The following is a 25,475-nucleotide window of genomic DNA, read 5'->3' on the forward strand; positions in this document are numbered from 1 at the left end:
ATGTCTCTTCTTCGGCATGGAATGTCCCCTTCATGGTCAGTTGAATTATTACATTCAACCTGGAGCCATTCACGGGGGGAGGGTCAGCTGTTTTCGTGACATAAATTCATCCCGAAAATTGGCTACAGTATCCGCATTAATGACTTTATCGTAACTGTTTTTACCAGATGAGAATCCCATAATACACTCCGCAATTTACAACAACAACAAACAGATTTCACGATGTGAAACCTGCGCGTTATCCTCGCTGCGCGGGTGTTGTCTGTTTTCGTGCGCTAGTCTTGGTGTAACTTCCCACTCTAAGGCGAGCGGCTCGGTACCAAGTTGATCGAAAACTAGCAATTAAGCGGCAAAGTAAATTTTAGGCGCCGCTTTTGCTATGACAAAAACAGCATCTCACAATTTAATTCTCAGGGGGAAATTTTTTTTGCACTGTCCCGAATTTTTTACGCTCGTCAATAGGGGGGCGAATTTGGGCAATGCGTCGATGGTGCCGACTGTGGGATCTGACTGCTATGCCTCCGTCAACCGCCGCTCAGGACGAAGGTCTGCTAAGGCCCATGTGTGCCATGACCGGACGGTCGAAAAAATCAGGCCCGTTATCATTTGTCGCTAGAACCAGGGCTGAGTTCACCCTAATTCACGTCGTCCGACTGCCAAGAACCTTGGTCACGCTGGCATGCAGGCTCTTTATGGAGAAGGGCTTCACCATGAAATGATCGACCCCAGCGGCGTAGGCGGCGGTCTCGGAGTCCTTGCCCCCCATGGCGGTCAACAGGATGATTGGTAGCCTGGGATCAACACCATCGACGCCAGCCCTTATGCGGGAAGTGCATTCGAGCCCGTCCATCACGTCCATTTTCCAATCCATAATGACAATGTCAGCACCACCTTCCTTTAGCGCAGTCAACGCTTCCTCGCCATTACCCGCCTCGGTTACGTCGCTAATCCCAATGCTGGTCAGCACCATGTGGACCAGGTCCCTGATCTGCGGGTTATCCTCGACGATCACCGCACGTTTTAACGCCATATCGCGGCCCCCTTCAGTGTTGTTTGCTATCGACGACGGCACGAATGGCTTCGAGCGTAGGCATCAGCGTGGCTTCTAGGCGGTCAATCATCTCGCCAATTCCTCCGGTTTCTTCGCCATCTATTGCCTCTTCGATCGCGGCTGCGATGTCGCGGACCTCTCCAGCATCGATCATCGCGGCTGCGCCTTTCAAGCTATGGGATAAGAGGCGGACACCATCCCGATCACCATTACCCAGGGAGTGACGCAGCCGTTCGATCACATTGGTCTGATCTTCGTCAAAACGGCGCAGAGAGCGGAAATACAACTCGCGAAGCCCCGCCATCCGTCGTAACCCAGCCCGCACGTCAAGACCAGTAATAGAAGCCGGGAGATACAGATTTTCGCCCACCAATTCGCGGTTAGCCAGTGTGTTGGCGATCTCACCGTCGCCGAGCCCAGACACCCATTTCTCGATGACAGCGTAAAGCTGGCCGGGATCAAACGGCTTTGCGATGAAATCGTTCATCCCGGCATCGCGGCAGCGTGTTCGGTGCTGTCCCATGGCATTGGCGGTCATGGCGACAATGGGAAGCTCGTCGAAGCGGGACTGCGCCCGAAGTTTGATCGTTGTCTCCACGCCGTCCATCACTGGCATCTGCATGTCCATTAGAACGATTTCGTATCCAGGGTTATCCTCGATCATGCGAATGGCGGCAGCCCCATTTCCGGCGATGTCAACCTCCATACCGGCCGCCTCCAGCAGGCCCTTGGCCACCATTTGATTGGTCGCATCATCCTCTACCAGCAGCACCCTTGCCCCGCAAAGGATGGCGTGGTCAGAGACAAGCGGGCCACCAGGTGGGCTGGCCTCTGGCAGTGCTTCGGCCTCCTCGTCGGTCGCCTCGACCCGCACCGTGAACCAGAATGTGCTGCCCTGACCAAGGGCGCTGGTAACCCCGACCGCACCGCCCATCAAGGAGGCCAATTGCTTGGTGATGGCAAGGCCGAGACCTGTGCCGCCGAAGCGGCGTGTGGTCGAACTGTCGGCCTGCTGGAACGATTGGAAAAGCCGATCCTGCTGCTCAAGCGTCAAGCCGATACCAGTGTCGATCACAGACACCCGTAGCACAAGGCCCTCGGCGTTTTCTTCTTCCGCCTCAACGCTGATGGTGATCCGCCCGGCTTCAGTGAACTTGACTGCGTTTGTAACGTAGTTGAGCAGCATCTGGCCCAGTCGCAGCGCATCGCCGATAAGGCAGCGCGGCACCGCGCGCTCGATCTGGACGAAGATCTTCAGCCCCTTCTTCTTGGCCCGATCCGCGACAACAGCCACGGTGTCGTCGATCAGACGCGGAAGGTCGAACACGCCCTGTTCGATGACAAGCTGTCCTGCCTCGATCTTCGAGAAATCGAGGATATCGTTGATAATCCCCATCAGCCGCTGCGCCGAGCTTTGTATCGCCTCAATCTGGCTGCGTTGACGTGGGGCCAGTTCACCGTCAAGGGCTAGGTGGGTCATCCCGATGATGCCGTTCATCGGTGTGCGGATTTCGTGGCTCATATTGGCTAGAAAACGTGATTTAGCTTCCGAACTTTCTGCCAGTTGGGTGTTGAGCGCACGAATGGTCCGCAATTGCCGCAGGATCACATCATTCAGCGCGGTGCGGAGCGAGCGAGCGATGTCGATCTTCCATTGCGGCCATGGCCGCGAATGGCCACGCTGCTCGGTAACCCAGCGGGCGAAGGACTCACGAGGAGAAAAATTGCCGGACTGTTTCTCGCGAATGACGTCGGTGGGTGACGCCCCGGCCCATACCTTGACCAGAACCTGTTCCGGGCGGAACCATAGGATCATGTTCTGGCTGACATCGCCCACCGCAATGGCCAAGACGCCGCTGGCGCTCGCGGTGTAGGCGGCGAACTCTTCGAATTCTAACGAAATGCTTTGGCTGGCAAAGACCCCATCAACCGCCTTGTCCCGGCAATACTGTGAGAGGCGAGCGATGGCATCCGCTGGAGGGGCTTCGCCGACGGCTCTGATCTCCAGTGGGACGTTGTGGTCATCCTCATAGATCACCGCCGCACCGCTTGAGGCGAAGAACATGTCGGTGAGCTTAATCGCCCCATCCAACAGCGGTGTAACGAAATTGTCCGCACCTGCGATCTGCTCCAGCATTTTGGCGTGCAACGCCACATGACTGGCACGAGCCTCCTTCTCATCCAAGGTTTCGGTGGCGCGCAGACGCATGCTGAAGGCGTCGGTCAGCACATCAACTAATGGACGGACCCAGACGGGCAGACGATGTGATGCACGGTGATGGCCAACGATCAGTCCCCAGAGATGCCCTTCGTCGATGACCGACACCGCCATCGACCCGTTGACCCCAAGATTCTTCTGGTAGGCTCGGTGGATGGGGGAAAGGCTGCGGCAGTGACAGCGGCTGAGGTCGAAGGGCCGACCAGTTTCGCTGTCCTCTGCTGGAACCACATCGACAGGGACATAATCTCGGTCTGGTGTCAGGCGGGTCGGCGCCACCAAATAGAGGGCGCGGGCCTGACGGGGAATATCGGCGGCTGGAAAATGGAATCCGAGAAACTCCTCGCTCCAGTCAGCCACCTTACTCTCGCCAACGACCTCGCCATGGCCCTCATGGTCGAAACGATAGACTAAGACCCGCTCCATGCCGCTAATCCGGCGGACGCCGCTGGCAACTAGTTTCGCCAGTGTTTCCATGTTGGTCGCATTACGGATCTCGGTGGTGACACGTTGAACGAAGGCAAGAATGTCCTCGGCCTGAATGCCCTCGCCGAAGACGTCCTCCGTCAGCATGGGTTCGACCTCGAAGAACATCAGATCCCCTTGGCGATGAACATCCACTCGCGCCCCGAACGGCGGCAGCAAGGCAGAGGGAAGGGATAGAGAGAGGTGGGCTGCCTCAAGCCGGTCCTCCGCCACCCAGCGGCGAATGTGGGCGCAAACCCAGTCCGGCAGACACTCTTTCAACGCCATGCCTGCCGTGGCATGCCAGCCGGTTAGGGCGGTGAAATTGGTGCTGGCCGCTAGAATTCTCAAATCGGCGAAGCGCAAACACAACAACGCGCTATGGGGCTGGATCTGCCCCGGCGCATGGATGGCTTCCTGCTCGCAGCGATCAGACCGCTCGACATCCAACAACGTCATGAACCACTCCCGGAATGTCTGTACGTTGTGTCCATGGTGTCAAGACAGGCAAGCTGCAAACCGATGGCGGAGAAAGTGGCGATGGCGGCCAATTCGGCCTCACGCCCGGCAGCTTCATCTGCAGTAATCTGTGCAAGAGCTGTCCGGAACCGGATCCATTGCCCCCCGACGTCCTCACCATAGGGGCTGTAGAAGTCGAGTGCATCTCGGATGGCGTTACCGAAATGAGCCTCCAACTGTCTCCGGATGACTTGGCCTCCGAGGATCGATCCTTCGAGTACGTAGAGGCCGCCGATACGCGAGGCCGACGATGAATAGGTTGGCACGAGCACAGGGGGGGATGAGCCCCTCTGACCACCCAGCGTGGCGAGGCCGTTGACCAATAGCGGCGTGCGGGAACGATAGCCGATTGCCATAGCCTCGGGAGTTCCGGCCAGCGCCGCTTCAAGCGGCTCATGGATGGCCAGCAGGCAGCCAAACAGCGTTATCAGCTCATCACGGCGGTAATCTTTTGCGAACAGGCGCACGAGAGCCGGTATGCGCTCCATTGCCTCGTGGGCCGGTCGAGTAGCAGTCCGAAGTCGCGTCCAGGGATCCATCGGAGGCATCATTTCTTGGATTGGGCCAGGGCCTGCGAGATTCGATTGGCAGCAACCGGCCGGGAATGGACGAAGCCCTGAATACACACTTTGCCCATGGTGCGTAGAAAGTCGAACTGTTCCATGGTCTCGACCCCTTCCGCCACGACCTCTAGAGCCAAGCTGCCTCCCAGAGCCAGTATGGCTGTAATGATAGCGATGTCTTGGCTGTTGGCTGGGACCCCATCGATGAAGCTTTTGTCGATCTTGAGGGTCGTGATGGGAAAGTTCTTGAGATGGGCCAGTGACGAATAGCCGGTACCGAAATCGTCAATCGACAGCGCCACTCCCAATTCGCGCAGTTCCACCAGAATGGGCAGAACCTGTTGCCCGCGTTCAAGAGCCCCCTCGGTGATCTCCAGTTCCAGATGGCAGGGAGACAGGGAGAACTCGGCCAGCTTCCGCCGCACGAGTTCAGGCAGGTTGGACTTCAACTGAGCGGGAGCGACGTTGACGGCGACCCGTGGCACCTGCACACCGGTTTGGACCCATTCGGCCATCTGCCGGCAAGCCTCGCCGAGAACCCACTCACCCACCTCGCCAATCAGCCCAAGATCTTCGGCCAAGGGGATGAAGTCGACTGGAAATAGTAACCCGCGCTCGGGATGATCCCAGCGCACTAGCGCCTCCACCCCAACCGTCAAACCGCTGGTAGCATCAAATTGCGGCTGGTAATGCAACACCAACTGGTCGTCGCGCAGGGCACGGCGCAATTCAGTGACGATCTCAAACTTGCGTTGGATGTCGTCGGACAGTCCCTGAGTGAAGAATTCGAAACCGTTCCGACCCCGCTCCTTGGTCCGGTACATGGCAGTATCGGCCGCCTTGACGAGATCGCTGACATTGTCGGCATCGTCAGGGAACAAGCTGATGCCGACGCTAACTGTGGGCGTCAGTTCATGGCCGTCAATGTCCACTGGCTGGGAAATGCAGGTCAGCATGCGCTGAATAGCCTCGGCCACCGCGCTGTGATCGCCAACCTGCTCCAGCAACAGAACGAATTCGTCACCGCCCCAGCGCGCCAGCATTTCCTGCTGCCGCGAAACTGCGGAAATCCGACTGGCAACCACCTTCAAATATTGGTCTCCCGCCGTGTGTCCGAGTGTGTCGTTAACAATCTTGAAGCGATCGAGGTCGATGAAGGCGATTGCCAGCCGTTCGCGATTCCGGCGCGCACGGTCGATGGCATTACTCAGATGCTCGATGAAGCGGGTGCGGTTGGGCAGGCTGGTCAGGGTGTCATGGTTGGCTAAGAAAAACAGCCGCTCTTCAGCCTGTTTGGCCTTAGAGACGTCGGAAAACACCGCGACGTAATTCAGTACCTCGCCGGCATCGTCGACGATCGCGGTGATCGAGCCCCATTGCGGATAGATTTCACCATTCTTGCGTCGGTTCCAAATCTCACCGGCCCAATACTGCTTTTCGTTCAGAGCCGTCCAAAGGGACTCGTAGAAATGGGGGGTGTGCACACCAGATTTGAGGATCTTTGGGGTCTGGCCCAGCACTTCCTCCGCAGTGAAGCCGGTGGCGCGCGTAAAGGCGCGGTTGACCGTGATGATGCAGCTGTTACGGTCGGTGACCATCACCGCTTCATTGGTTTGCTCGAACACCGTTGTCGTGGTCCTCAGGTGGTCGTCCGACACCTGCGAACCGATATTCTCGCTGAAAACCAAGAGGCCGCCGTCAGGCGTCGGAGTGCAGACGGCGCGGACGCTTATTGAGCGACCATCAGACCGGATGAAATGATCGGTGTTGTTATGCAGTGCTTCGCCCCGCTCCAGGGTGCCCAATAGCGGATGGTCACCGATATGGTTGCGCAACGGCGTCCCGGACAGGGCCGAAGGCAAACAGCAGAGAATCTGGCCGGCACGGTCATTGGCGAAAGTGATGCGCATGTCCTTGCCGACGCCGATCAGCCCTTCAGTGGCCGCGTCGAGAAGTTTGGTGTTGCGCCGATGCAAGTCCTCAATGGCCAACTGATAGGAGTGGCGCTGAGTAACATCACGGGCGTTAATCACCACTGACTGCATCCCGTCCCGAGCCCGCATGGGCTTGAGGGTGCACTCCATCCACACAGCGCCACCATTGATGTTATGCATGCGGAGCAGGACGGTGCCTGCGGGACCGCCGTTGTCGAGCCGGGCTAAGGTCCGGCGCAGGGTGGCTTGGTCTTCGGCGAATATGAAGCTATCGATCGAACGCCCCACCATCCGGTCCGGGGAGTAACCCAACAACGCCTCGCTGGCTGGCGACACGTAAGAGAACGCACCTGAGTGATCGATCTGGGCAATCATGTCGGTGGAATACTCGGCGAGGCGCCGGTAGTTCTCTTCGCTGCTTTCCAGCGCCCGGTGGGTCAGAACCTCGATCATCGACAGCGATAGGGCCTTGGCGGCATCAACCTCGACGGGAGACCACGGTTGCGCGTTGTCCTTTACCGTCTCGATCCAGGTCTTGAAGGAATCACGAGGAGAGATTCGCAGATGTCCATTCTCGCGACGAACCGACTTGTCGGGGTTGCCCGCCCACTTGATGGTGCGCAGGATGCCGGGGCGGAACCAGATGATGTAACTGTCGAGGTGGTGGTTGAGAGGGGCCATCATCAGGCCATTGATGCCACTGCCGAACCCACCTGCCAGAGGATATTCCATAGACAAGGTGTTGGTGTGGAACACCGCTGCCGGGGGCTGTGTTTTGAGCCAGCCTTCGAGGCAGCCCATCTGATCGTTGGAGGGCGTCTCCCCGAAATGGAAACGCTGGCCTTCGACGACAATGATGGCGCCGCTGGCTCGGACTAGGCTCAGCAAGTCCCGTTGGTAATGGTCGAGAACAGCGGGAACATTGCGCTTGTCCCGGATCTCTTCCATCAGATTGTCGAGAAGACGGCGGATATTATCGAGAAAGTGCGCCTTATCAGCGTGCTCGAGATTGGATAACTTGAGAGACACCGTATTGCCGATGAACTCATCGAGTTCTCGCACCCGCAGTGGAATGTATTTCGGCGTGGTGTGGTGGCAGGCGATCAGCCCCCACAGCCGAGAATTTTGAATAAGGGAAATGGTCAGGGTGGCGCGCACCTGCATATTGCGCAGGTACTCGAGGTGCACCGGCGACAGGGCGCGCAACGCCGAGTAGGTCATGTCCAGCGGTTCACCGGTGGCGGGGATCAGCATGGGCTCGACAGCAACGGGTTCTGAATCGACGTCGGCGATCAGGCGTACCAGATTGCGCGTATAGAGATCGCGAGCCTGTGCGGGAATATCCGAGGCGGGAAAGCGGTTGCCAAGATAGGAATCGACCCCGTCAACCTTGCTTTCGGCTATCACCACACCGTCCCAGTTGGTATCAAACTGGTACATCATAACCCGGTCATAGCCGGTGAGAAGGCGCACCTGATGCACGACCTGCTGAGTGTAGCGGAGCAGATCGCTCTCGGAATCCAGCAGCCATAGCGCGTCGCGGATGGGGATGAACAAGTTATGAAACAGATCCTCGCCGGGATGACTATCCCACTCGATCTCAACCAGCCAAAAATCCTGGTGACGTGAAACTTGCGCGTCGCGGACGGTCTGTAGCCCCCCCTGTTCCAGGGTGAACGAGGTGATGGCCGTCCGCCGCCAATCCTCCAGGCCGATCAGTTCGCGTACCCCTTCTGCCTGACGGGTCCCGACAAGGTCGGCGAAAGGACGCCCCAACACCCCTTCGGCAGTCTGGCCGAACATCGAAAAGACGTTGCAGCTGGCGTGGCGAACCACCAACGCATCATCTAGGGCCAGCAGCACACCGAGAGGCTGGATCGCCCCAGGGCGTTGGATCTGCTCGCTCTCGCAGAACCGAAGAGCCTGCTGAAACTCGATCAAAGGAAGCCCTTGAGGCATATCTCTCCCCCTCCCACGCCTCATTCAGCTGTTCGGCGCATTCAGGATATACTTTTGCATTAGTCCGCAGCTTCGCCACATTGAGGCACATCAACGTTTATAAAAAAATTCCACGATCTCTTGCGTCGATCTCAAGTGGGAAAGCGACCCGTCGCGATTATCATTGTTCACATGGGGACGCTGGTTGTCCTACGAATATGTGCTGTGTGACGGTATTGGGTCGATTGTGTTGAAAAACTCAGCCAGCCTGAAAATATTGAAATAATATTACATGGAAGTGCGCGTTATACCAAGTCCCGGTGAACCTGACTCACGGAGGGCTTCCCAGATAGCGGCCGATCTGATTCATGGCAAACATTGATGTTTTGAGGGTTCCGGCGCCGCGTCTGACCGCTCTACGCCAGACACCCGCCATTCGGTGAAAACGACCGCTACGGCCCAGTTGTGCCGTGTCCGGGCTTTCGGCGCCATCGTTGCTGGGAATTGCCTCGAGGAAGTCATTGAAAAATGAAAAGGCCACCTCCCTTTCGGGAAGCGGCCCTTTGCAACGGTGGCTTTAATCAGAGATTAGGCGGCCTTCGTCACGATCGCCTGGACCGCTTCGGCCTGCTTCTTGACCGGCTCGAAAGCGGCGGTAAAGACGGAGGTGGTCAGTTCGGCGATGGCGCGGCTATCGGCGACGGCGGCATCGAAGCCTTCCTTCACCAGCTTGGCCTGCAGTTCAACGAACTCAACCGGCGACTTGACCGAGGACAGTGCCTTGACCGCATCATTGAACTTGGCGACGTTGCGGTTCGCAAGATCCTGATAGGCCTTGGACAGCTTCTCGAAACCGGCCAGGGCGACGTTGCCGCTCTTGGTCAGGGCCTCGGCATTGTCCTTGGCGACAATGGTCAACTTCTCGACATTAGCCTTGGCAGCGGTGCTGAACTGTTCGATGGTGGCGGTAGCCATAATGCATGCTCCTTAGATCGGGTGGGGCAGTCAATCGGCGACCGATTGCTGCGCTGCAACATGAAGCCTTTATACCGGCCCTCTTAATGGGGCGCAAGGATTATGTTGCGGTGCGGTATTTTGCATGAATGCTCACCCCCCGGAACCTCTGAAACCGCTAATTTTCAGGGAACTGGCTCGCACTGGCCTCGGTCTATCTATGCCGAGTAGTCGTCGAAGAACGCCTTGTCCTCGGTCATAATGTGACGAACCAGCCATTTGGAGAGATAGGCCACCATTTCAGCCGAAACATCGATTTCTGTGGAAAGCTGCTCCTCGAAATTCGCCATCTGCACCGCGAACTGGCGGTGCTGTTCCATATGAAAAGCCGCGAGCGCGTATCCCTGATGCTTGGTGAATATCGCTTCCTCGCGGTCAAAGTGGTATTGGGCGTAATCGCGCAAACCACCAAGGATGCCCTTAGCCATTTCGTGACCCTTATGGCCCAAAACGGCCGACTCTAGGGCATGGAGATAGTCAAAGAGGGTTTTATGATCGTCGTCGATCTCAACGAAACCCGTGGATAATTTGTCGCTCCATCCCAGCTTATCCATCAGATTCCTCCAAGATTTCAGATGAATGTATCCGCAAGGGCTGAGGAAAATTGTTCCTCGCAATGTGGATGAGCCCGCCAAATCTGTTCAAGGGTCCCCCGAGGCACACATGGATTTCTCGCGGTCGAAGATAGGTGACCGGTATGGTCCCGGCAACCGCCATTCGGGAGAAGCACCCGTTGACGACTCAATTGCGTTGGCCCTGCAACGTCGCGAACTTAGCAGCGCGGTTAGCCTTCGCCCTCGAATTTTTCTCCTTGCCACTCCATTGATCGTAATACGTGGCTCGCGTAGGCTGCTCGGATGATCAATATCCAGCAGCGCCCTTCCTCAATAATCCGCGACATCGGATTCGCCCGTGTCAGGCAATTGATCATTTCATCTGACCATCCTCCTTACCTGACGCGCCATCGCGCCGAGACCATTGCCTCACGCATACGAATAGTCGCCGGTGCCTTCTCCCTTCTGACCGTGGCATGGATCGCCCTCGACCGATTGGTGTTGCCTTGGCCAAGCTGGGGCTGGCTGGCCGGAATGAGGTTGGTCGCTTCGCTCGTGTTCATCGTACTCGCCGTCGCTGCCCATCGCGGAGTGACGCTGAAGCGGGCCTTGTCATTGCTGGGGGGGCTTTTGGCGTTGCCGTTGGCTCTTTTTCTGGCGGCTCAGTTTTCGCTGTCGGGACTGCCGCTTGATGATGCCGCCGCAATCGATGCGCGCCTCTATTCCGCCCTGCCGATCATCATCGTCGCCGGTCTGGGGGTGATGCCCCTGACCGTGGTCGAAGGTCTGGCATACGCACTGCCTGTGATTTTAGCGGCGACGCTCGGCCCGATTCTGGCTAACGGGATCGACTGGGTGGCTCAGCTATCCACCATGTGGGTGCTGGGCATGATCTTGGGAGTCTATCTGCTGGAGAGCATGATCCAGCTCCACTACATGATCAGCCTACTCCAGCGTGCCAGCCACGATCCGCTCACCAATGTCTTCACCCGCCACAGCGGCAACGAGATCATCGACACGCAGTTCCGACTGTCATGCCAGCGGGGCGCTCCATTTGCCGTGGCCTTCATCGATCTTGATAACTTCAAGAGCGTGAACGATGCCCATGGTCATGAGGCTGGGGACTGGGTGCTCAAGAATGCGGTCACCAACCTTACCCGGCTGCTACGCAATTCGGACGTCATCATCCGCTGGGGCGGCGAGGAGTTCGTGGTGATCCTCGGTAGTGCCAACGCCGAAGGCCAGCGGATCGCCATCCAGCGCATCGTGAATGAGTGGCTAGGCACCCGCCCGGACGGCCAACCAGTCACAGCGAGCATCGGTGTCGCCGAACGCATCGCTGATAGCGCCCAAGACTGGCCTGCACTGATTGAGCTGGCTGACGCCCGCATGTATCAAGCCAAGATGAGCGGCAAGGCCCGTGGCATCATGGGGGCGGACGAGGTGATCATTCCTAACTTAACGCCACATGGTGCCCCGCAGTCTTCGACAGACCGTTGAGGGTCAAATCCAGCCGAATGGCCTTGTCGTGAAGGATGACAGCTGAACCTTCGAAAGCCGCCGCTCAGATAACGGCAGCTATACCGTAAGCATCCATTGGAACCCGCGGGTGAGCCCTGCTTTAATCAAGCTACGGGGCCTTTCATGCGGGCTAGGCCGAATCCCCCCCTGGCCGTCCTAGCGATCTCAGGCGGTTATATCCACCGGGATGATCAGGCCGTCCTTAAGCGGCACGACGCCGCGGTGGCGCTGCTGGCCGACAGGCTGGGCGTCGATCTCGCATTGCTGGCTGACTGGTATGGGATTGGGTGACGTATCAGGTCACCGTCTGACCTGGCTTGCTGAACGCCCCTGCCGCAAGGTGGGGGCTTTTGGTATGGTGGCATCGATATCATGTGGAACAGCCATTCGGAGGAGCGAAGTTGAACAACGCGGTGATTGTGACTTTCACGGCTCGTGAACACTCGGGGAAGACCACGCTCGAGGCTGCGTTTGCCAAGCTGTTGGGTGAGCATGGCATCTCAGTGCGGATGCCGCCAGATGCGCAGCGGGACGAAAAGATGGAAATGTCCATGGTCGAATTGCTAGAGCGTTTCAAGGCAAAGGGCGTCACGGTTCTGATGATGGAAAGCAATGCGACCTAGAGCTGACGCGGCATGACCATCCTGCCACCTCGCCCAACCCTTTCGCCTACCATGCGCCGCCGCGAGCAACAGCTGACGGCTGTTATATCGATTGGGGTCTTTGCGGCTTGGCGCTGGTGCACCGGTTCGCCAGATGGATGAAAAGCCCCTCCGACTGTCCTGGCGCCAGTCCCAACGGCGGTCAAACCTTCTCCGCGAGAAGCAGCGCCGAACACGTCACCAGATCGTTGCCTTTGCCTTCCCTGCTTTGGGGCTCATTGCCGTTGCGCTGTGGCTGCTGTTTAGGTGATTTTCACCCGAGGAGTCGACTAACCCTGCGGGCAAAGGTTACGTGACTGTTTGGGCGTGAGCGGTTTGACGAGATGAGCGGATACAACTTCTGCAATGTGCATCCTGGCCACCGCTCCATCGCAGTCACGCAGGCCTATATCCACGTGAATGACGAGATGAAGCGGCAGGCGGTGGAGTTGGTTTAACGTCTATCACCTGGATCGCGGCTATGAGCGGGTAGAGGAAAAGCTGGCCGCCTGCGGCGCCCGTATCGAACGCCTGAAGGGCGACGCCGCCGAGTAATACCGACGATCAGGCGGAAAGAAGCAATTTTCCGCCGATCACCGCCAGCACCGTGGCCAGTAGCGGCCGCAGCACGGTTTCGGGCACCCGAACCGCCAGGGCCGAGCCGATGGCGATGCCGGGCAGCGAGCCGACCAGCAGTGACGCCAGAAGCATCCAATCGACCGAGCCCAGTGCCCAATGACCAATTCCGGCCACCAGGGTCAGCGGCACCGCATGGGCGATATCTGTGCCGACGATACGGGCGGTCGGCAAGGTCGGATAGAGCAACAGCAGGGCAGTCACCCCGATGGCGCCAGCCCCGACCGACGACACCGAAACCAGCAGCCCCATCGCCGCTCCCAGCAGAACCGTATTACGGATGGTGGCACCCGACGACAGCCGTTGCGGCCGACTTTCGGCCCAGCGCAGCAGGCGGGCGCGAAAGACGATGGTCAGGGCGGTCAGCATCAAGGCCACGCCCAAAGCCGCCGACATGATGCCGCCGGCCGCCTTGCCGGTCACCCCCATCGAGAAAAGCAGGCCCAGCGTGGCCGCCGTCGCCGGCACGCTGCCCAACGCCAGCCATCCGGCCAGACGCCAATCGACATTGCGGTTCATGCCATGCACGACGGTGCCGCCGCTTTTGGTCGCGGCGGCATACAGCAGGTCGGTGCCGACCGCCGTGGCGGGATGGAAGCCGAAAGCCAGGATCAGCAACGGCGTCATCAACGATCCGCCGCCGACACCTGTCATGCCGACCAGGATGCCGACACCCAGGCCGGATAGGGAATAAAGGGGATTCATGTCACTCAGCAGCTCAAGCACGGGGCATTCCTGAATCAATTTGTTATTTCACACTAGATGAACACATGTTTTGTTAAGTAATTTATATATACCTATTTATAGTATGCTTTGTGTCTTAGGCCTTCCCATTGAAGGACCTGGATTTTTCAACTATCTTAGCCGACATTTCCCATATGGGCGGTCTATCCGCCCCTGATTGACGCCAGAATAGCCAAATTTCGGCCCAACCGTAAGGCGGAATGACGTGATGGAGGCTGCCATCGCAGCATGATCGCCACTTCGACCTTTGTGGTCTCCTGCGGCGCGATCCCAGCCTGTTTTGCGATGGCGTTGGCAGACGAATACGCCAGCCGGGTTCAGCCGGTCATTGCCGACATCATGAGGTCTGGCTCTTGTGGGTCAGGCCCAGCCGATTGGCCCCGGCGCTACGTCTGACCGCTCTCACCCCAGACACCCGTCGTTCACGGCGAAGGGCCTCTGCGGCCCTTGGGTGCCAGGAGCGGACGCTTGCCCCCAGCCTAGCGACTCAGTTTAGTCATAGAGGTGCCTGGGCATGTCCTTTGACTATGCGCGGACGAGAGCATGGTCAAGGGCACCAATCTGAGTTTTGGTTGGCGGCACAGCGGAGCCCTCGACCACCAACCTTGCCGTGCTCATGGCTGTGGTCAGCAATTGATCAGTGTGGCCAAGCAAGCCCGTTACTGTATCAGCGCACGTCGATTACGACTGGGATCCAGATTAGGCGTGAAATTCCCGCAATCTCAATCGCTCTGATCATCCTCAGTGGAGGCGGTGCTTTGGGAGGTCGTAAAGGTGGGTTGATAACCAATACGGGAGGAGAGCGACTTAAAATTCACGCCGCGCGCCCTTCCGAATATGTCGATAGCTTGATACAGTCTAGTTGCTGTTCTTGATGTTAATATCTACCTGAGGTTCGTTCTAGAACGTGTCGGACTGCAACGGGATTGGGGTTGCCATGACTACTGGGAAGGCTTCTCTGGAACACTGCGGCGGGAATGCCCGTGAGTTGTCAGATGATGAATTATCCTCAGTCAACGGCGGTGTGGGCGCGGCCCCCTCCGACCCGAGCACTGAAGACGTAACGTGCCTGCTGGCGCCCCCTGCTCCCACAATACCTGACACTCCCCAGCCTCCCCCCATTAGCAATGACGGATTGCGCGTCGTTAATCCCGATGGATCAGGGACGTTCACGGGCGACGGAACCACTGCGACATGGGATAGCCAAGGCAACGGAAGACAGGACTGGGAGGACGGGTCATTCAAGTCCTGGTCGGCCAACGGTACCAATATCGAGTCTCGCGCCGATGGCTATTTTCACGAAACTCGTGCCGACGGATACGAACGTGAGGTTCAGACCGATGGCTCGTTCGAGGAGCGGCACGCTGACGGAACGCTGATCATCCAGACAGCAGGTGGGAGCTACTTCGAGTCCAGGCCCGACGGATATTCTTGCGAGCGGCAGCCGGACGGCTCTGTACGTATCCAAAATCCCGACGGTTCAGGCACCTACGAGGGGGCCAACGGCCAGTCTACCTGGGATGGGCAGGGCAATTACCGATTCGATCATCCCGATGGATCTTATGAACTGACCACCGAAGATGGGACAAAAGTTGAGTCCCGAGTCGATGGCTACTACTTCGAAACCAGAGCCGACGGCTACAGCCGCGAAGTTCAGGTCGATGGTTCCTTCGCGGAGCGGCATGCGGACGGATCGCAGATACTCCAGACCACGGACGGGAGATACTACGAGTCCCGGCCCGACGGGTACAGCTTTGAACGGCAACCGGATGGCTCTGTCAGGGTTGAAAATCCAGATGGATCGGGCAGGTACGAGGGAACCTGGGGGCAGGCGACGTGGGATGGGGACGGAAATGGGCTGGAGATCAATGCGAATGGCTCAGGCTCGTCACATCTGAGTGATGGGACGACAATCAACTTCGACAGCAATGGCAACCTAGGTATCGTCAGGCCGGATGGTGTCGCTGAAACATACAAGGAGACCTATCCCGACGGCTCAACCGCTACCAGCTATTCGGACGGTTCCGCATTCAACGTCGATAGCGCTGGCAATGCTATATTCGTTCAACCCGACGGTAGCAGTTGTGCGATCTACGCCAATGGATCAACGTCGATTGCCGATTCCGACGGGTCCGGGTTGCTGGCTAATTCTGACGGCAGCACCGCCAGTTGGGATGGGCAGGGCAACGGCCAATGGGCCGGTGCCGACGGCGCGACATCAAGCTGGCGGGCGGATGGAAGCGGCGAGTGGACCGAGGCCAACGGCAACCATGGAGTGTATTTTGCAGACGGGTCCGGCCACGCCGAATATGCGGATGGCTCATCCTACATTTGGGACGGTCAGGGCAACTCGACTTTCACGCCGGCACCCGATGCACCGCCAGCGGCCAAGGACAGCTTTTCCACCGGGACCTTCGATAATTCAGATGGTTCGACGGATACCTGGAATTCCGATGGGTCGTCCTCGACGACGGCTGGCGACGGAACCACGGATACCTATAATTCCGACGGTTCGGGAACGACGGTTTGGCCTGACGGCTCGGTCGAAGTTCATAACTCTGACGGCTCTGGATCATGGACGGGTGTCGACGGCTCGAACAGCCAGTGGAATGCCGACGGCTCGGGTTCGTGGGCCGGGGCGGACGGCTCTACGAGCCAATGGGACGGCCTGGGCAATGGCAATTGGGCAACTGCCGATGGCAGCCATGGCGAGTATCACGCGGATGGCTCCAGTTTCACGGTTATGGCCGACGGCTCCACTTATGCCTGGAACGCGGACGGTTCATCGAGTTGGTCGGCTTCCGACGGCTCCAGCGGCTGGACATCGATCGATGGCAGCCATGGAGAGAGTTATGCCGATGGTACCGGGCAGGCAACCTATGCCGATGGCTCAAGCTACACCTGGGACAGCCTGGGCAACGGCCAATGGATTGGGTCCGATGGCTCGACTTCAACTTGGCGCGCCGATGGCAGTGGCGAGTGGACTGGCAACGATGGCAGCCACGGCGAGTACTTTGCTGACGGATCGGGCTTCGCCAATTATACCGATGGCTCGACCTATACCTGGGACGGACAGGGTAACACAACGTTTACTCAGGCTTCCGGCGACCCGCAGGTCTCGCAAGATAGCCTTGTATCTTGCAGTTTCGATAACCCGGATGGTTCAACCGATACTTGGAGCGAGGAAGGAACCTCGTCTTGGACCAATGCCGACGGTACAACGGAGTCCTATAATTCCGATGGCTCTGGAACCACAACATGGCCCGATGGTTCGGTAGAACAGCATAATTCCGACGGATCGGGCTCGTGGACCGGTGCAGATGGTTCTAGCGGGATCTGGAATTCCGATGGTTCTGGAGCATGGAACTCCGCCGACGGCTCGTCGAGCCAGTGGGACAGCCTCGGTAATGGCAGTTGGGTTAACTCTGACGGTAGCAACGGCGAATACTTTTCTGACGGGTCTGGCCGTGTCACCTATGCCGATGGCTCCACCTGCGTGTGGAGTGCCGACGGCACGACCGTTTTGACTACTGCTGATGGAAGCGTGGTCCAGTACTGACCTTGAAATGTGATTGCTCCTGAATTCCGAGAGAGGACAAAATGTCTAACGATCAGTCAGCCATCGCCACCTTGGTAGCCAAAGCTCGTGCCGAAGCAATGCGACAGATGACTGCTGCCAAGGCGGTGATCACTCGTGCCAAGGCGGCCAAAGCGAGGCGTGAGGTCAAGCGTCCAAAACCGAGGGTGAGCCCGGCCGATGCTCCTGGGGCATGATTGCGTCTCAGTGGCATCAGCCGCGTTTGGAAATGCCCTTTTATTTTCCAAGCAGTGTCTTCAGCATCCGCTCGAACCGGGCTCCCGCCAAGTGGACATTGTCGAGGACGTTAAGGTCCAGTTCGCAATTGAGCTCGGTGTCTTCATCTAGGCTGGCGCCGGTATCGCCATAGCCCAGGCGCTGGACTGTGCCCCGCAGGCGGTCGGACAGAAAGGTTGCAATGGCCTTGTAGAAGCGGGCCGCGAAGCCGACATCGCTCTCCAGCCTGGCGGTAAGGGTTGCCCGAGGAATCCGCAGCACTAGGCAGTCACTCTCGGCGGTGATGGAGGCCGATGGCGGCCTTGAATCCACCAGCGACATTTCGCCCATGATCTCGCCCGAGGACAGGGTAGCCACGTTGCCGATCCCCTTAAGCGATACGGTCATCTTGCCGTCCAGCAGGATGAACATGGAATCGATGGAGCGGCCTTCCTCGATCAGCACCTTGCCTGCGGGGACCCGATCACGACTACCGGTCTTGGATAGCCATTCCACGTCCTCGTCGCTGAGTTGGCCCAGGATGAACAGCACCTTGCGCATGACGCTTCTCCCCTCGTGTTTCAGGTCAGCTGGCGCCGCGCCAGTTCACTGAATAATCCGTTCTTCGCCATCAGTTCATCGTAGTTGCCGACCTCGATCACCCTTCCGTCCTTCAGCACATAGATGCGATCAGCATCCTTCACCGTGCTGAGGCGGTGGGCGATGGCGATGCGGGTCACCGACAGCTTGGACAGGCTTTGTGTGACGATAGCCTGGGTGCGGTTATCCAGGGCGCTGGTCGCCTCGTCGAACAGCAATAGGCGCGGCTTGGATACCACGGCGCGGGCGATCAGCATGCGCTGCACCTGTCCGCCAGAAAGGGCGGCGGAGCCTTCGGTCAGCATGGTGTGCATACCCATGGGCATGGCACGGATGTCGTCTTCCAGCCCGGCCATGCGGGCCGCCTCCCAGAAATCGTCAACAGTGGCGTCGGCGGCGCCCTTGATATTCTCGTAGATGGAGCCGGGCATGACCCGGCCCGATTGCAGCACGACGCCCACCTGGCGGCGCACAGCCTGGACATCCAGGGTGCGCAGGTCATGGCCATCCAGGAAGATGCCGCCGGCCTCGGGCCGCTCGAAGCCCAGCAGTAGTTTCATCAAAGTGGACTTGCCACAGCCCGACGGCCCCACCAGGGCGATGAACTCGCCGGGGCGCACTTGCAGGGTCAGGCCGTTGAGCACCCTGGGGCTTTCGTGGTCGTAGCGGAAATAGACGTTGTTGACCTCGATATCGCCGGACAGTCGCCCAGGATCTTCCTTGGAGGCATCCACTTCCGGCACAGCGTCCAGCAACGGTTTGGTGCGGTCGATCATCGGCTTCACGTTGAAGCACTGGATTACCGCCCGAGATACCTGGGTCAGCGATCCCATGAACATGGTGAAGGCTGCGACAAAGGCCAGGAATTGTCCGGTTTCCAGATTGCTCCCAGCCGCCATGCTGACCACCAGGAAGACCATGGCTAGGGAGAGGATGTCCCAACCGGCCATCACGGTGGCGTGCAGATTAGCGATCCGGCGGCTCTTGGCGGTACGGGTGCGAAGCTCGGCGAAGTTCCTCCCCCACAGCACGAAGGCCCGGTCCTCGGCACCGGCAACCCTCAGCTTCTGGATGCTGGAAATCAGTTGCAGCACCAGGCTGATGATATTGCCCGACAATGCCTCGCCTTCGAACAGGGTCGCCAATTGCCGAGCGCCGACCCAGACGGAGAAGGCCAGCATGAGCAGCAGCAGCAGCAGCGCCACCAGCGCCGTCATGGGCTGGTAGTAGAACAGCAGCCCCAGACTGAAGATGGAGAAGATTCCTGCCAGGAAAGACGACAGGACAAGGCCCGTCATGGCCTTGCGCACCATCTCCACGGTCAGCGTTCGCTGGGCCAGATCGCCGGTGGAATAGGCTGAAAAAAAGCTGGACGGCAGTCGCAGCAGGCGGTCGATGATCCCTGCCTGGAGATGGCCAGCGATGCGGCCTTCCATACGCAGCAGGGCTACGTCGCCGGTAATCTTGAAAATAGTGCTGGCCGCCGCCGCCATGACCAGGGCAAGCCCCACCTGGACCAGCTGGCTGGTATGGTGGCCGGGAATGATGGTCTGGAACACCGACGAGGTGGCGATGGGCAGCATCATTCCCATGAAGCCGCCCAGGGCGCCGGCGATCAGCGCCACAGCGATGTCGCGCTTCTGGTGGCGGAAGCCGAGGCGCAGCAGGTCCATGGCCGCAAGCGGGCCGTCTGGCAGCGGGGCATAGAAGGTCCATGCCATAGGGGCCAGGGATTCGGCGGTGGCCACGTCAAGCTCGCCCTCGGCTGCGCGAGCGGGGTCGTGTAGGCGATAGCCGCCCTTGGGGTTGGGAACCACCGCCAGCGGTCGGCCATCTTCGTCGGCGAAGGCCACCAGCGGTCCCAAATCCTGGCGCCACCACTCGCCGCGCAAGGCCACCTGCCGGGCCCGGATACGGGCGGACCGCGTCACCTCTTCCACCGTCAGCGGCCGGTCGTCGCCCCGGCGGCGGATCAATTGCGGCGATTGCTCGATGGTGATGCCGAGCGGGCGGCAGGCGATGGCGCAGGCCACCGCGAGGGCATTGACCGGCCCCTCGCCACCGGCGGACTCCGGGAAGTCCCTCACCAGCCGGACGAAGCGACCAAAGGTGGCGCTCAGGGCGTCGGCAATCTTTCCCGCCCGCTTCTCCAGTCTCCAGCCTTCCATCTTGCGCTGGTTGTCGAGGCTGAGGTCGAGACAAAGCAAGTAGGCGTCATGGAAGCACTGGATGTGGTGCCACCAGTTCGCCATGGTCAGCAGGCCGGGGCTGCCATAGCCGGTGACGGCCATGTCGCCGGCGGGAGCCAGCCAGGTTTCTGGCGACAGGGGGATCATGGAGAGCCCGTCAGACGCCAGATCGGCAATTCCCATGTAGCGCCCACGTCCCGCCGTCAAATGGGCCCATGTCACCCCCTTGTGCCCGGTCACCACCGAGCCTTCCGGCGGAATGACGCTGCCCCCGGCGGTCAGGGGAAGGGGGTGGGCCGAGCGTGGGGCGAAATTGCGCACCAATCCCGTTCCCATGCCTTCGACCCAACGATCCAGAAGCCATGCAAGTGGAATCTGCGTTCCCGCCGAGGCCGGCGCGGCGCCAAGGGCGCGGCCGTCCAGCACGGTTGCCGTCGCACCCCGGCTGACCGCCAGGATCTCCACATTGGGCTGTGCTTTGGCTTGGCCAAATCCGGCCAACAATCCGGGCCCGGTCACCGTGTGCAGATGATGCCGCCGCCCCAGACGTTCACCGCCCCCCTTCTCGACCGCGAACACATCGACGGTTCCCGTCTCCACCAGCCACAGCCGGGTATCCAGGGTCAGTGGCAGCATGCCGTTGCAGGGCAATGGCTCACGCCGCCCCAGGGCCGCCAGGATCACCATGGCGTCCTCCCAGGTCGAGCGTGCGGACGGTGTGACGGTCACTTCCATCAACTCTCGATCAGTCTCTTGTAGGGGCCCTCAATAGCGATCATCTGGTCATGGCTGCCGCGCTGGACGATCCGTCCCCGCTCGAGAACCAGGACCTCATCGCAATCGCGGATGGTGGACAGGCGGTGGGCGATGATGATGCAGGTGCAGCCCCTGCGGCGCAGATTCTCCACCACCTCCAACTCGGTGGAGGCATCCAGCGCGCTGGATGCCTCGTCGAGGATCAGGATGGACGGCAGGGCGGCCAGTGCGCGGGCGATCTCAACCCTTTGCCGCTGCCCGCCCGAAAAGTTACGCCCACCCTCCGAGACATGGGAATCGTAGCCTTTGGGGCGGGCAGCGATAACGTCGTGGATAGCCGCATCCTTGGCGGCCCGCACCAGGCGCTCGTCTGGGATGGTTTCGTCCCAAAGCGAAAGGTTGTCGCGAATGGAGCCCTCGAACAAGGCGATGTCCTGATCGACGATGGCCACCGAGGAGCGGAAGATGTCGCGAGGAATGTCCTGGGGGCGCCGACCGTCGAACATGATGTCGCCCGACCACGGCTGGTAAAGCCCCGATAACAGCTTGCCCACGGTGGATTTGCCAGACCCAGACCCGCCGACCAGGGCTAGGCGAGAGCCGGGCTCAAGGGTCAGCGAGAAGCCCTCGATCAGCGGTGGATCTAGGGGCGAGAAGCCGAACACCAGGTCACGGATTTCAATGCGCCCAGACAGGCGCGTCGCGCCAGCCATGGCGTCGTTTTCCGTATTGCGGTCGAATTCCGCGTCGCGGTGGTGGCGCAAAACGTCGTCCAGGCGGTTGATGTTGCCCTCGGCCTCCTGCAGGCTCCCGCCCAGGGCCACCAGGCTTTGCACCGGCGCCTGGAAATTGGTCATCAGCATCTGGAAGGCAATTAGCATGCCGATGGACAGGGCGCCGTCCATCACCTCCATGCCGCCCACGGTCAGAATGGCCGCCGAACCGATGCCGCCCAGCAGCAACGGAACCGTGGACAAGAATAGCCGGGCGCGGCCCAGTTCCTGTTCGGCGGTCACCACCTTGGCGTGGTAGGCGGCGATACGCGAGAAGAACAAGCCTTCCATGCCAGCCGCCTTGAAGCTGTCGATGATACTGATGTTCTGGGTGGTGATGCCGGTCAGTTTGCCGCGGTCGAGAATCAGCTTCTGGTTGGCGTCGGACAGGCGCCGCGACACCAGGGCCAGGGCCGCCAAATTGCCAACGGCAAAGGCGATGCCCAGAAGGGTCAGCACGATGCTGTACTGGAACATCAGAAGCGCGAAGATCACCATGGTCAGCATGTTGAGCAGTGCCGTGGCCAGATCGCCGGAGATCAGCTGGGCCACCCGGTCGTTCATCTGCACGCGGATGCCGATCTCGCCGCCGAAGCGTTGGGCGAAAAAGCCAACCGGCAAGCGCAGCACATGCCACATAAACTTGGATGAGCCCTCCACGGATAATTTGGTCTGCAGCTTCAGCAGATGCTCTTGCTGGATCCAGGTGATCGCCATGCGCAGCAACGCCGTTGCCACCATGGCGCCCAGCAGCGGCCACAACCAGCTTTCCAGTTTTTGGATCAGGTAATAGTCGATGAACACCCGCGAGAAGGAGGGCATCAGCAGCGATGGTATCGACAGGCCCAGGCTGACCAGAATGATGTAGAGCATCGCAGTGCGCACGCCCGGGAGCCGGGACTTTAGGCTGCCCACAGCGCCGGGGCGGCTGCCGCCGGTGACGAAATCCGGGCCGGGCTCGAAGGCCAGGACGACACCGGTGAAGCTTTCATCAAACTCGATATCGGATACCACCCGGGGGCCGGTTGCAGGATCGTTGAGAAAGACGCGTCCTTCGCCGAATCCCTCAACCACGATGAAATGGTTGAAGTTCCAGAACACCACCAGGGGCAGGGGAAGCTTGCGCAATGACTCGGGCTCCATCTTGAAGCCCTTGCCCTTCAGCCCGAAATTGCGCGCAGCCTTGACGATGTTGCTGGCCTTGGACCCGTCGCGCGTCACGCCGCAGGCATAGCGCAGTTCCTCCAGGGGCACGAAACGCCCATGATAGCCCAGCACCATGGCCAAGCAGGCAGCGCCGCATTCAACCACCTCCATCTGCAGGATTGTCGGGGTGCGGACACGTATTCCCTCTTCCTTCCGCCATAGACGGCGCACGCAGTTCAGCGCCTGTTGCAGCTTGGCGTTCATCGGTCCAGCAGGGCCTCCAGCGGCGGAATAGCGAGGCTGATGAGGTGGACGCTGCGCACCGTGATGGTCGAATCGATCAGGGTGCTGGTGTTGATTTCGGCCTCGGGGCCGCGCGACGACGACCACTTGAAGCCGGTGGGGGTGGCCGGGTCGCGTTGCAGTTCCACCACCACCTCGAAGGGAGCGCCGCCGCCCGACAGCGATGTCACCAATTGCTGGTTCTTCAGGATGCGCATCATGCCCTCGGATGTAGAGGGGATTTCAGCCACCTCCTTCACATGGCCCATGATGAAGCCGTATTCCTCGCGCTTGACCGTGCTGGGAGCCACCTGCACCGGCATGCCCAGCCGTACCTTCTTACCATCGTTGGGATTGACGTAGACCACGGCGATGAGATCGCCGCCCTTGGCCTTGGCGGCGCCTTCGCTGCGGGCGGGCAGCAGGCTGAACAGCGCCTTGCCCTTCTCCACCACCTCGCCCTGGTTGACCTTGAACTCGACGATATCGCCGGAATAGGGGCTGATCACCGACGATTGCCGGGCCAGACGCTCCTCCAGAGCTTCGATCTTGCGGGTTGCGGCACCGATCAGCATCTCCTTGTCCAGCAACTCGCGCTCCTTGCCGATGGACAGGGTGGTTTCATCGCGCTCCACCTGCTTCAGTTCGTTGGCGGCCTTGGAGCGGGCCTCGATGGCGGCGTTCAGCTCGATCTTGGTATTGATGTAGCGGTTGCGGTCGATGTACTGCTTGGCCAGCAGCCCTGCCTCGTTACGTTCGCGCTCACTGAGCCAGTGGATGCGGTCACCCAGGTGGCGCAGTGTCTCCTGGGTGTCCTTCTTTTTCTGGGACAGCAGAGACAACTGCACCTTGTTATCGCGGCCCTGGAACTCGATGATCTGCTGGCGCTGGCGCCGCAATTCCCCCAGTTCGGCATTGGCCGTATCCAGGTCCTGGCGCAATTCGGGCTGTTCCAGCCGGGCCACCAATTGTCCCGCCGAAACCCGCTGGCCCAACCGCACCAGCATTTCGGTGATCCTGCCGCCATGCTCGGACGAGACGGTCAGAACGCCGCCGGGACTGATGAGGATTCCCTGGGCGCCGACCTTGACCGGAATGGTGGCCAGCAAGCTCCAGATGATCGCCGTAACTATGAGTACGGCGACCGAGCCCGCCATCAGCCAGGACAGCGGCGAGGTCACCCGCATGACCTGATCCAGTTGTTCCGGCGTGGAAAGCCGCTCCAGCGCTACCTGACGAAAGATAGTCTGATTGGTCGACATGCCCAAGCCCCACAAGGAAATCAATAAGTTAGCAAAATTGTTTTGTGAAAAGACGCTCCATTGTGAGGGCATGCTTACAGGTTATGCCATTATGCGCAAGATCGAGATTATGTTAACGCACGGAACTCTACCCAGGGTTAGAACTGGCTGTTCCGGCGATTGAATAAATAGAATCTATGATTCGCCTTATGTTGGGAGGAACTTGAGATAACAAGTAAATCGAAAGGATCAGTTCTGGGCGGCAAGATTTCTGACACTGACCTGGCACTGGTAGCAGGAGGATCCGTAGACGCTCCGCAGCAACGCGTACCTATGGACGCCGCCAATTTCATTGAAGTAGCGCCGCCGCCCGGTGGTGTTCCCAACATGGCGACCAAACCCTAGGAGCCTTATGTCTGGCGAATGTCTGAGTCGGGTCACGAAGGGCCGGTTGGGCGCGGTGGGGTGGATGGCCGCACCGCCCCTATCAGCGGTCGTTGGGTGGTGGTAATTACAGCTGTAGATCCTTCCCCGGATGTTGCTGGAGCGTAAGCCCAGAGAGCGCTTATCCGCGAATGTATGGGGCATCACCCGCCTCAATCCTGCTCTTCAATTTCGGGCTCTGCCCGCTGATTTTCAGCCTGGCGCAAGGCGCCACAATTGCTGTCCAAATCGGTGGGCCAAATCCGCGGATTTGGCCCACCCGCTCACCTGTTTCCCAGTCCGCGCGCCAGCGCAAGCTGACTGCCAGAATCATTTTCTGGCCGAAATTTGTGGGACAGAAGGTCGACTAAACGTCGCAACCGATGCCCTATGTTACTGACCGGCCCCCAATGGCGGCTCCAGATCGAATGTTAGTGAAGCATGGTTGATGTTGCCTGGCCAGGGGCGACGGAG

General features: G+C 59.5%; 14 protein-coding genes. 3 read left to right on the forward strand and 11 right to left on the reverse strand.

Annotated features, from left to right (window positions below; translation table 11 throughout):
* Positions 1–640: 640 nt before the first annotated feature.
* From A6A04_RS12075 to A6A04_RS12100, 6 genes are all read right to left on the reverse strand, one after another.
* Positions 641–1,030 (reverse strand): response regulator, encoded by a 390-nt coding sequence (locus A6A04_RS12075; protein ID WP_068493223.1) that lies wholly within the window; start codon positions 1,028–1,030, stop codon positions 641–643.
* Between the two features lie 13 nt (positions 1,031–1,043).
* On the reverse strand, positions 1,044–4,193 hold the full coding sequence (locus tag A6A04_RS12080) for an ATP-binding protein (protein ID WP_068493225.1): 3,150 nt from the start codon (positions 4,191–4,193) through the stop codon (positions 1,044–1,046).
* Positions 4,190–4,720 (reverse strand): biliverdin-producing heme oxygenase, encoded by a 531-nt coding sequence (locus A6A04_RS12085; RefSeq protein ID WP_156612581.1) that lies wholly within the window; start codon positions 4,718–4,720, stop codon positions 4,190–4,192. Before A6A04_RS12085 ends, A6A04_RS12080 begins: the two co-directional genes overlap by 4 nt.
* A gap of 80 nt (positions 4,721–4,800) precedes the next feature.
* Entirely contained in the window at positions 4,801–8,691 is a 3,891-nt protein-coding gene (locus tag A6A04_RS12090) for an EAL domain-containing protein (RefSeq protein ID WP_172822765.1), read from the reverse strand.
* Positions 8,692–9,276: 585 nt separating this feature from the next.
* The gene (locus A6A04_RS12095; protein WP_068493231.1) at positions 9,277–9,663 is read right to left on the reverse strand and encodes a phasin family protein; all 387 of its coding nucleotides are present in this window, start codon (positions 9,661–9,663) and stop codon (positions 9,277–9,279) included.
* 197 nt (positions 9,664–9,860) lie between these two features.
* A complete protein-coding gene (locus A6A04_RS12100; RefSeq protein ID WP_068493234.1) occupies positions 9,861–10,256 on the reverse strand; it encodes a bacteriohemerythrin in 396 nt (131 codons plus the stop codon).
* Between the two features lie 303 nt (positions 10,257–10,559).
* Here A6A04_RS12100 and A6A04_RS12105 point away from each other — a divergent pair, with 303 nt between their 5' ends.
* Both A6A04_RS12105 and A6A04_RS12110 read left to right on the forward strand, forming a co-directional pair.
* A complete protein-coding gene (locus A6A04_RS12105; protein ID WP_068493236.1) occupies positions 10,560–11,756 on the forward strand; it encodes a GGDEF domain-containing protein in 1,197 nt (398 codons plus the stop codon).
* 422 nt (positions 11,757–12,178) lie between these two features.
* Positions 12,179–12,400, forward strand: a complete 222-nt coding sequence (locus tag A6A04_RS12110; RefSeq protein ID WP_041041972.1) for a hypothetical protein — start codon at positions 12,179–12,181, stop codon at positions 12,398–12,400.
* 582 nt (positions 12,401–12,982) lie between these two features.
* Here A6A04_RS12110 and A6A04_RS12115 read toward each other — a convergent pair.
* Positions 12,983–13,780 carry a sulfite exporter TauE/SafE family protein gene (locus A6A04_RS12115; protein ID WP_322096818.1) on the reverse strand — a complete coding sequence of 266 codons (798 nt, stop codon included), beginning with the start codon at positions 13,778–13,780 and terminating at the stop codon, positions 12,983–12,985.
* Between the two features lie 1,153 nt (positions 13,781–14,933).
* On the opposite strand from A6A04_RS12115, the gene A6A04_RS22350 reads away from it, so the two are divergent.
* Positions 14,934–17,357 carry a hypothetical protein gene (locus A6A04_RS22350; RefSeq protein WP_156612582.1) on the forward strand — a complete coding sequence of 808 codons (2,424 nt, stop codon included), beginning with the start codon at positions 14,934–14,936 and terminating at the stop codon, positions 17,355–17,357.
* Between the two features lie 255 nt (positions 17,358–17,612).
* On the opposite strand, the gene A6A04_RS12125 is transcribed toward A6A04_RS22350, so the two are convergent.
* From A6A04_RS12125 to A6A04_RS12140, 4 genes are read right to left on the reverse strand one after another with little or no spacing between them, the layout of a single operon-like run.
* The gene (locus A6A04_RS12125) at positions 17,613–18,152 is read right to left on the reverse strand and encodes a cyclic nucleotide-binding domain-containing protein (protein WP_068493240.1); all 540 of its coding nucleotides are present in this window, start codon (positions 18,150–18,152) and stop codon (positions 17,613–17,615) included.
* 20 nt (positions 18,153–18,172) lie between these two features.
* Positions 18,173–21,115: an NHLP bacteriocin export ABC transporter permease/ATPase subunit gene (locus A6A04_RS12130; RefSeq protein WP_068493241.1), complete on the reverse strand. Its 2,943-nt coding sequence runs from the start codon at positions 21,113–21,115 to the stop codon at positions 18,173–18,175.
* Positions 21,115–23,319, reverse strand: coding sequence for an NHLP family bacteriocin export ABC transporter peptidase/permease/ATPase subunit (locus A6A04_RS12135; protein WP_068493243.1), 2,205 nt, complete (start codon positions 23,317–23,319; stop codon positions 21,115–21,117). The genes A6A04_RS12130 and A6A04_RS12135 overlap by 1 nt, the downstream gene beginning before the upstream one ends.
* On the reverse strand, positions 23,316–24,599 hold the full coding sequence (locus tag A6A04_RS12140) for an NHLP bacteriocin system secretion protein (RefSeq protein WP_068493245.1): 1,284 nt from the start codon (positions 24,597–24,599) through the stop codon (positions 23,316–23,318). Before A6A04_RS12140 ends, A6A04_RS12135 begins: the two co-directional genes overlap by 4 nt.
* Positions 24,600–25,475 lie beyond the last annotated feature (876 nt).

It is taken from the genome of Paramagnetospirillum marisnigri (assembly GCF_001650715.1).
Lineage (GTDB): Bacteria > Pseudomonadota > Alphaproteobacteria > Rhodospirillales > Magnetospirillaceae > Phaeospirillum > Phaeospirillum marisnigri.

Coding starts and splice junctions, on each gene's coding strand:
- A6A04_RS12100 (WP_068493234.1), bottom strand. CDS start 10,256: ATGGATAAGCTGGGATGGAGCGACAAATTATCCACGGGTTTCGTTGAG.
- A6A04_RS12075 (WP_068493223.1), bottom strand. CDS start 1,030: ATGGCGTTAAAACGTGCGGTGATCGTCGAGGATAACCCGCAGATCAGG.
- A6A04_RS12125 (WP_068493240.1), bottom strand. CDS start 18,152: ATGCGCAAGGTGCTGTTCATCCTGGGCCAACTCAGCGACGAGGACGTG.
- A6A04_RS12105 (WP_068493236.1), top strand. CDS start 10,560: ATGATCAATATCCAGCAGCGCCCTTCCTCAATAATCCGCGACATCGGA.
- A6A04_RS12080 (WP_068493225.1), bottom strand. CDS start 4,193: ATGACGTTGTTGGATGTCGAGCGGTCTGATCGCTGCGAGCAGGAAGCC.
- A6A04_RS12095 (WP_068493231.1), bottom strand. CDS start 9,663: ATGGCTACCGCCACCATCGAACAGTTCAGCACCGCTGCCAAGGCTAAT.
- A6A04_RS12135 (WP_068493243.1), bottom strand. CDS start 23,319: ATGAACGCCAAGCTGCAACAGGCGCTGAACTGCGTGCGCCGTCTATGG.
- A6A04_RS12130 (WP_068493241.1), bottom strand. CDS start 21,115: ATGGAAGTGACCGTCACACCGTCCGCACGCTCGACCTGGGAGGACGCC.
- A6A04_RS12140 (WP_068493245.1), bottom strand. CDS start 24,599: ATGTCGACCAATCAGACTATCTTTCGTCAGGTAGCGCTGGAGCGGCTT.